Genomic DNA, 6,430 nt, shown 5'->3' on the forward strand with positions numbered 1-6,430 from the left:
GGTTGACCACAGATGTGTGGTCAACCGGGGCTTCAGATCAATCCTCGCGTTTGACCACCAACGTCAAAATGTCATAGCTCGCCACCAGTTCACCCAGCTGGTTGGTCACTTCCACATCCCATGCCACTACGCCTTGCGGAACGCCCTGCGGGCTCTTCTTGCCCTGGTCGATCTTGCGCTTGCAGGTCAGGCGCGCCTGGATGGTGTCGCCGATGCCCACCGGGTTGATGAAGCGCAGGGTGTCGAGGCCGTAGTTGGCCAGAACCGGGCCTACACCAGGGGAGACGAACAGACCCGCTGCTGCCGACAGCACGAAGTAACCGTGGGCGATGCGCTTGCCGAACTGCGATTCCTTGGCGGCGATGTCGTCGAAGTGCATGTAGAAGTGGTCGCCCGACAGGCAGCCGAAGTTGACCAGGTCTGCTTCGGTGACGGTGCGGCGGTGGGTCAGCAGCGACTCGCCGATCTGCAGGTCCTGGAAGTAGCGGCGGAACGGGTGCACGTCGGTCTCGATGACCTTGGCGCCGCGCACGTATTCGCCGGTGACGGCTGCCAGCATGGTCGGCGAGCCTTGTACCGCGGCGCGTTGCAGGTAGTGCTTGACCGCGCGCAGGCCACCGAGCTCTTCACCGCCACCAGCACGACCCGGGCCGCCGTGCTTGAGTTGCGGCAGCGGCGAGCCGTGACCGGTGGATTCGCCGGCGCAGTTACGGTCCAGTACCAGCAGACGACCGTGCAGGGCGGCGGCAACCGGAACGGCTTTGGCGGCGATTTTTGGATCCTTGGTCACCAGGCTGGCGACCAGGCTGCCCTTGCCGCGAGCGGCCAGGGCCAGGGCCTCGTCGATGTCATCGTAAGCCATCAGGGTGCTGACCGGACCGAAGGCTTCGATGTCGTGGGCGCCACCTTCGGCATGCGGGTCGCGGGCTTGCAGCAGGGTCGGGGCGAAGAACGCGCCCTTGTCGACGTTCACGCCGCGCGGCTCGAAACCGTCGCGAGCGCCAAACAGCAGGTCGCTGCTCTGCAGCAGCATTTCCAGGCGCTCGGCGACGTCTTTCTGCTGATCGTGGGACGCCAGAGCACCCATGCGCACGCCTTCCACCGACGGGTCGCCGACCACGACCTTGGCCAGACGATCGCGCAGGCGTGTGGCGACTGCATCGATGTGTTTGGCCGGGACGATGGCGCGGCGGATGGCGGTGCATTTCTGCCCGGCCTTGGTGGTCATCTCGCGGGCGACTTCCTTGATGAACAGCTCGAACTCTTCGTCGTCCGGGGTCACGTCCGGGGCGAGGATGGCGCAGTTCAGCGAGTCAGCCTCGGCGGTGAACGGCACCGAGTTGCGGATCAGGTTCGGGTTGACCCGCAGTTTGGCCGCGGTGTCGGCGGAACCGGTGAAGGTCACCACGTCCTGGCCTTGCAGGCGGTCCAGCAGGTCGCCGGTGCCGCCGATGATCAGTTGCAGACTGCCGGCCGGCAACAGGCCGGATTCGTCCATCAGGCGCACCACGGCTTCGGTCAGGTAGCTGGTGGCGCTGGCTGGTTTGACGATGCACGGCATGCCGGCGAGGAAGCTTGGCGCAAACTTTTCCAGCATGCCCCAGATCGGGAAGTTGAAGGCGTTGATGTGCACGGCCACACCACCGCGCGGTACCAGGATGTGGGTACCGGCGAACGAGCCCATTTTGCTCAGTTGCAGGGCCGGGCCTTCGTGCACGACGTTGCCCGACGGCAGCTCGCGGGAACCGAGGCTGGCGTAGGTGAACAGGGTGCTGTTGCCGCCTTCGATGTCGATCCAGCTGTCGGCACGGGTCGCGCCACTGTGGTGGGAAATCGCGTAGAGCTGTTCCTTGCGCTCGGCCAGGTACAGGGCCAGGGCCTTCAAGCGTTGGGCGCGTTGCTGGAAGTCCAGCGCCATCAGACCGCTGACGCCTTGGCGGCGACCATGTTCGATGGCCTCGGCGAAGTCCGGGCGCTCTTCGTGGGTACGGGCGATTTCATGGCCGTCGATGGCGCTGCGCAGGATTTGTGCGCCTTGCTGGCCGATCCAGCGACCGGCGATGAAGCTTTGCAGGGTAGGGGCTTGGGACATGTTGGCTCCTGGAATCAAAATAGGCATGGCGCGATGCCGAATAAACTGAGCTGCACTGTGGCGAGGGAGCTTGCTCCCGCTGGGTTGCGAAGCGACCCCAAAATGCAGGAATCGGTTCTTTAGAAAAACCGGATTCAGCGGATGGGCGGCTGCTGCGCAGCCGAGCGGGAGCAAGCTCCCTCGCCACAGGTATTCGAGAGATTTTTAGAGCTGGTCGAAATCCAGCACGACCTTGTCGCTGATCGGGAAGGCCTGGCACGACAGCACGTAACCGGCGGCCACTTCGTAGTCTTCCAGGGCGTGGTTGCTGTCCATTTCCACTTCGCCTTCGATGACCTTGCACTTGCAGGTCGAGCACACGCCGGCCTTGCACGAGTAGGGCAGTTCCGCGCCTTGCTCGTTACCGGCATCGAGGATGCTCACGCTGTTGCGCGGCAGGTCGAAGGCCAGGGCGCGGCCGTCGCTGATCACGGTGATCTGGCTGACAGCAGCGTCCACCTGACGGGCGGCTTCGCGGGCGGCGCGTTTCTGCTCGCTGCCGGCGGCGGCGAACAGTTCAAAGTGGATGCGCTCGGGCTGCATGCCCTTGGCCTTGAGGCTGTCGCGCACGGTTTCGGTCATTTCCTGCGGGCCGCAGATGAAGGCCGCATCAAGGGTTTTGACGTCCAGCCAGCGAGTGAACAGTTGCTCGCATTTCTCGGCGTTGATCCGGCCGTTGTACAGGTCGACGTCCTGCTGCTCGCGGCTGAACACGAAGATCAGGTTCAGGCGTTGCAGGTAGCGGTTTTTCAGGTCTTCGAGCTGTTCGCGGAACAATGCGCCGGAGCTGGAGCGGTTGCCGTAGAGCAGGGTCACGCGGCTGTGGGGCTCGGTTTCCAGGGTGGTCTTGATGATCGACAGGATCGGCGTGATGCCGCTGCCCGCGGCCACCGCCAGGTAGTTGCCGTGGCGTGCCGGGTCGAGCTCGACGCAGAAGTGGCCGGCCGGTGGCATGACTTCCAGGGTGTGTCCGGCCTTGAGCTGTTCGTTGGCGAACGCAGAGAAACGCCCGCCGGCCACACGCTTGACCGCCACGCGCAGTTCACCGTCGTTGACCCCGGTGCAGATCGAATAGGAGCGACGCACTTCCTCGCCGTCCAGATGCGTACGCATCACCAGGTGCTGGCCCTGGGTGAAGTGGAAACTGTCTTGCAGCTCCTGGGGAATCTCGAAGGCGATGGACACCGCATCGCGGGTCTCGGCGCGCACGTCCTTGATGGTCAGGCTGTGAAATTTGCTCATTGTTGTTCTCCAGCTGAGACGGGCGACTCGCCGCTCAGATGCACTTGAAATAGTCGAACGGTTCCCGGCAATCGACGCAGCGGTACAGCGCCTTGCACGCGGTGGAGCCGAACTCGCTGAGCACCTCGGTGTGGGCGCTGCCGCATTGCGGGCACAGCACCTGCGGGCTTTCGCCGAGCAGGCTGCGCTTGCTGGAACTGCCCTCGGGCGGCGCGATGCCGTAGGCGCGCAGGCGTTCACGGCCGCTGGCGCTGATCCAGTCGGTGGTCCAGGCCGGGGTCAATTTGCGCTCCAATTGCGGCGCCTTGAATCCGGCCAGTTCCAGCGCCTCGCGAATGTCACTCTCGATCACTTCGGTGGCGGGGCAACCGGAGTAGGTCGGCGTGACCACCACGTGCAAATGACCGGCCTGCCAGTCCAGATCGCGGACGATGCCGAGGTCAACCACGCTGACCACCGGCACTTCCGGGTCCATGACCTCCGACAGGATCGCCCACGCGGCTGCCAGGTCGGTCGGTTGAGCCGGCCGGGCGCCGAGGTCGCTGGCGATCAGATCACCAGGTTGCATCGGGGTACGCTCGTGGCAGGAACTGCATCTCCGCCAGCAAAATGCCCAGGTGTTCGGTGTGCAGGCCTTTGCGCGCATTGAGGTAGAAGTAGTTCGCTGCAGCCGGGACGGGCAGGGTGGCGCTGGCGAAAATCGCCTCGACCTTTGCCTGCCATTGCGCGGCGACGCTGGCGATGTCCGGGGTGATGCCGGCGGCGCACAGACGCTGTTCGCTGTCATCGGCGGCGATCAGCTCGACGGTGAAACGCCAGACTTCAGGAATCGCCGCGAGCATGCGCTGGTGGCTTTCCTCGGTGCCGTCACCCATGCGCTCGATCCACTCACCGGAGCGGCGAATGTGATAGGTCACTTCCTTCACCGCCTTGGCGGCGATGCCGGCAAGGCGTTCGTCACTGGACTGGCTCAGCCCCTGCAACACCGGCAAATGCCAGGCGTCGTAGAGGAACTGCTTGAGCATGGTCACGGCGAAGTCGCCGTTGGGTTGTTCCACCAGCAGCAGGTTGCGATAGGCGCGCTCGTCGCGACGGAACGCCAGGTGATCGGCATCACGGCCATCGCCCAGCAGTTCGGCGGCATATTCCAGCCAGTTGCGCGCCTGGCCGACGAGGTCGAGGCCGACGTTCATCAGCGCCAGCTCTTCTTCCAGGGCCGGGGCCTTGCCGCACCACTGGCACAGGCGCTGGCCCTGGATCAGGGCACTGTCACCGAGGCGCAGCAGGTATTCGATCAGATCAGTCTTGTTGTCCATGGTCGACCTCACATGTGCCCGACTTCGGCCGGCAGCTCGTAGAAGCTGGCATGGCGATACACCTTGTCGTCCGACGGATCGAACAGCGGGTCTTTTTCATCCGGCGACGAAGCGGTGATCAGCGCCGACGGCACCACCCACAGGCTCACGCCTTCGCTGCGACGGGTGTACAGCTCGCGGGCGTTTTCGATGGCCATGGTGGTGTCGGCGGCGTGCACGCTACCGACATGCTTGTGGTTCAGGCCGTGCTTGCTGCGCACGAAGACTTCGAAAAGGGTCCATTCGGACATGGCGGTGTCTCCAGATCAGGTGGCCGAATCAGGCGGCGTTCTTGTTTTGTTTTTTGCGGGCGTGGGCGACGGCGGCTTCGCGAACCCAGGCGCCGTCTTCCATCGCCTTGCGGCGGGTGGCGACACGTTCCTGGTTGCACGGGCCGTTGCCCTTGAGCACTTCGTAGAATTCGTTCCACTGGATCTCGCCGAAGTCGTAGTGACCGCGTTCGGCGTTCCACTTCAGGTCAGGATCCGGGCAGGTGCAGCCGAGCAATTCGAGTTGCGGGATGGTCTGGTCGATGAAGCGCTGGCGCAGTTCGTCGTTGCTCTGGCGCTTGATTTTCCAGGCCATGGATTGCGCGCTGTTCGGCGAGTGTTCGTCGCTCGGGCCGAACATCATCAGCGACGGCCACCACAGGCGGTTGATCGCGTCCTGGACCATGTCTTTTTGCGCCTGATTGCCATGACGCATCATGGTCAGGAGGATTTCGTAGCCCTGGCGCTGGTGGAAGCTCTCTTCCTTGCAGATACGGATCATCGCCCGCGAGTACGGACCGTAGGAGGTGCGTTGCAGCACCACCTGGTTGACGATCGCGGCGCCATCGACCAGCCAGCCCACGGCGCCCATGTCGGCCCAGTTCAGGGTCGGGTAATTGAAGATGCTCGAGTACTTGGCCTTGCCGCTGTGCAGCTTGGCGATTTCTTCATCGCGGTCGGCGCCCAGGGTTTCCATGGCGCTGTACAGGTACAGGCCGTGACCGGCTTCGTCCTGGATCTTGGCCATCAGTTGCAGTTTGCGTTTGAGCGAAGGCGCGCGGGTGACCCAGTTGCCTTCGGGCAGCATGCCGACGATTTCGGAGTGGGCGTGCTGGGAAATCTGCCGGATCAGGGTCTGGCGGTAGGCATCTGGCATCCAGTTCTTGGCTTCGATCTTGATTTCTGAATCGATTTTTTCCTGGAATGCGCGTTCCTCTTCGGACATCTCCGAGAGGTCCTTGATGCGCTTGACGCCGGTTTCTACGAGCTGTGCGTACATTTTTGTGTTCCCGCCTGGAATCTGTTCTGGGGCATTGGGAACTTTATAAGCGATACAGAAATTAATATCAAACGGAAAATATCGTGTCGTATGTGTTTTTGTATCGCTTTGGGATGAGTGGTCGATTGTTGTTCTTGTTTTGTGCGTTGTGCTTTGTGCTTTGTGTGCATATCCGTTGCTGCGGTAACGGCTGCTTATGGTTTCGCCCTTACGGCGAGTCCCTTTTGTCAAACGACACAAAAGGAACCAAAAAGTCTTGCCCCAGCGTTCGGCCCTCGCCGTGGCTCGGGTTCCTTCGCTCCGGGATTCATCCGGGGGCATCGCCTACGGTTTGCTTCGCTGCACCTCCTCTCGATGTGTGCGGCTTCGCCGCACGGTCGCTGCGCTCCCACCCCCGGATAAACCCCTCCACTCAGCCTGCCGACGGGGCCTA

General features: G+C 63.0%; 6 protein-coding genes. All 6 read right to left on the minus strand.

Features of this window, described 5'->3' with window-relative positions:
• Positions 1 to 37: 37 nt before the first annotated feature.
• The 6 genes from paaZ to paaA all read right to left on the minus strand — a co-directional run bounded on the left by paaZ (position 38) and on the right by paaA (position 5,997).
• On the minus strand, positions 38 to 2,092 hold the full coding sequence (gene paaZ / locus EIY72_RS12970; RefSeq protein ID WP_093216984.1) for a phenylacetic acid degradation bifunctional protein PaaZ: 2,055 nt from the start codon (positions 2,090 to 2,092) through the stop codon (positions 38 to 40).
• A gap of 204 nt (positions 2,093 to 2,296) precedes the next feature.
• A complete protein-coding gene (gene paaE / locus EIY72_RS12975; RefSeq protein ID WP_093216989.1) occupies positions 2,297 to 3,373 on the minus strand; it encodes a 1,2-phenylacetyl-CoA epoxidase subunit PaaE in 1,077 nt (358 codons plus the stop codon).
• Positions 3,374 to 3,407: 34 nt separating this feature from the next.
• Positions 3,408 to 3,941, minus strand: coding sequence for a 1,2-phenylacetyl-CoA epoxidase subunit PaaD (paaD, locus tag EIY72_RS12980; RefSeq protein ID WP_093216991.1), 534 nt, complete (start codon positions 3,939 to 3,941; stop codon positions 3,408 to 3,410).
• Complete coding sequence (paaC, locus tag EIY72_RS12985; RefSeq protein ID WP_093216995.1) at positions 3,928 to 4,689, minus strand: 1,2-phenylacetyl-CoA epoxidase subunit PaaC; 762 nt, start codon at positions 4,687 to 4,689, stop codon at positions 3,928 to 3,930. Before paaC ends, paaD begins: the two co-directional genes overlap by 14 nt.
• Before the next feature lie 8 nt (positions 4,690 to 4,697).
• Complete coding sequence (gene paaB, locus EIY72_RS12990; RefSeq protein ID WP_007943393.1) at positions 4,698 to 4,979, minus strand: 1,2-phenylacetyl-CoA epoxidase subunit PaaB; 282 nt, start codon at positions 4,977 to 4,979, stop codon at positions 4,698 to 4,700.
• 28 nt (positions 4,980 to 5,007) lie between these two features.
• Complete coding sequence (gene paaA, locus EIY72_RS12995) at positions 5,008 to 5,997, minus strand: 1,2-phenylacetyl-CoA epoxidase subunit PaaA (protein WP_093216999.1); 990 nt, start codon at positions 5,995 to 5,997, stop codon at positions 5,008 to 5,010.
• Positions 5,998 to 6,430 lie beyond the last annotated feature (433 nt).

This window comes from Pseudomonas vancouverensis (assembly GCF_004348895.1).
GTDB lineage: Bacteria > Pseudomonadota > Gammaproteobacteria > Pseudomonadales > Pseudomonadaceae > Aquipseudomonas > Aquipseudomonas vancouverensis.